Here is a 434-nt window from a genome sequence, read left to right on the forward strand (position 1 = left end):
ATAGCCCCGGATTTTTCGCCTCGCGGCGGAGTGACATCTTGCAACATCACTTCTGTAAAACTGGCGTCCCCTAGGGGACTCGAACCCCTGCTTGCAACATCACTTCTGTAAAACTGGCGTCCCCTAGGGGACTCGAACCCCTGTTACCGCCGTGAAAGGGCGGTGTCCTAGGCCACTAGACGAAGGGGACGCAAACCCTTCTATACAACWGATCARCGCTGAGTGCTGATCGGTTCAAGACCGGTGTGGCCATACCTTGAACTGTAAAATTGGTGGAGCTAAACGGGATCGAACCGTTGACCTCTTGCATGCCATGCAAGCGCTCTCCCAGCTGAGCTATAGCCCCGGATTTTTCGCCTCGCGGCGGAGTGACATCTTGCAACATCACTTCTGTAAAACTGGCGTCCCCTAGGGGACTCGAACCCCTGTTACCG

At 55.3% G+C, this 434-nt stretch carries 2 tRNA genes; both read right to left on the reverse strand.

What is annotated here, in order from left to right:
* Nucleotides 1–114: 114 nt before the first annotated feature.
* Nucleotides 115–190, reverse strand: a tRNA-Glu gene (locus tag AB4Z46_RS35445).
* An 80-nt stretch (nt 191–270) separates the two neighbouring features.
* Nucleotides 271–346 (reverse strand) — tRNA-Ala (locus tag AB4Z46_RS35450).
* Nucleotides 347–434 lie beyond the last annotated feature (88 nt).

It is taken from the genome of Variovorax sp. M-6 (assembly GCF_052114385.1).
GTDB lineage: Bacteria > Pseudomonadota > Gammaproteobacteria > Burkholderiales > Burkholderiaceae_C > Variovorax.